The following is a 680-nucleotide window of genomic DNA, read 5'->3' on the forward strand; positions in this document are numbered from 1 at the left end:
GGCCCGAGGCGGCGGATGCGAAAATTCTCCCATGATCGCCGAGCGCAACGTCCCCCTTCAACCCCACAACAGCTTCGGCATCGTCGCCCGCGCGCAGCAACTCGTGCGCATCCGCAGCGAGGACGACATCGCCGAGGTGCTGGCCCGCGAGGACTGGCGCGAGACGCCCAAGTTCGTGCTCGGCGGCGGCAGCAACATCGTCATCACCGGCGACGTCAAGCCGCAGGTGCTCAAGGTCGAGATTCCCGGCCGCCGCGTGGTCGAGGACACGCCCCGCGCCTGCATCGTGGAGATCGGCGCCGGCGAGCCGTGGCACGACACCGTGCGCTGGACGCTGGAACAGGGCTGCCCCGGCCTGGAGAACATGGCCATGATCCCGGGCACCGTGGGCGGGGCGCCGGTGCAGAACATCGGCGCCTATGGCGTCGAGCTGCAGGACCGCTTCGAATCGCTGGACGGCATCGACCTGGAGACCGGCCGCCGCTTCACGCTCGACGCGGCCCAGTGCGCCTTCGGCTACCGCGATTCCGTGTTCAAGCACCCGCCGGGCAGCGGCCCCAACGATTTCGGCCTGGCCGGCCGTGCGGTCATCACGCGGGTGCGGCTGCGCCTGCCGCGGCCGTGGAAGCCGGAACTGGGCTACCTGGACCTGGCGCGCAAGGCGGCCGAGAGCGGCATTG

General features: G+C 70.7%; 1 protein-coding gene. It reads left to right on the forward strand.

From position 1 onward, the window contains the following. Window positions 1-31: 31 nt before the first annotated feature. A partial coding sequence (locus NS283_RS18165) for an FAD-binding protein (RefSeq protein WP_153003426.1) occupies window positions 32-680 on the forward strand: 649 nt, incomplete at its 3' end.

Source organism: Microbacterium testaceum, from assembly GCF_001476285.1.
Classification (GTDB): Bacteria; Actinomycetota; Actinomycetes; order Actinomycetales; family Microbacteriaceae; genus Microbacterium; species Microbacterium testaceum_B.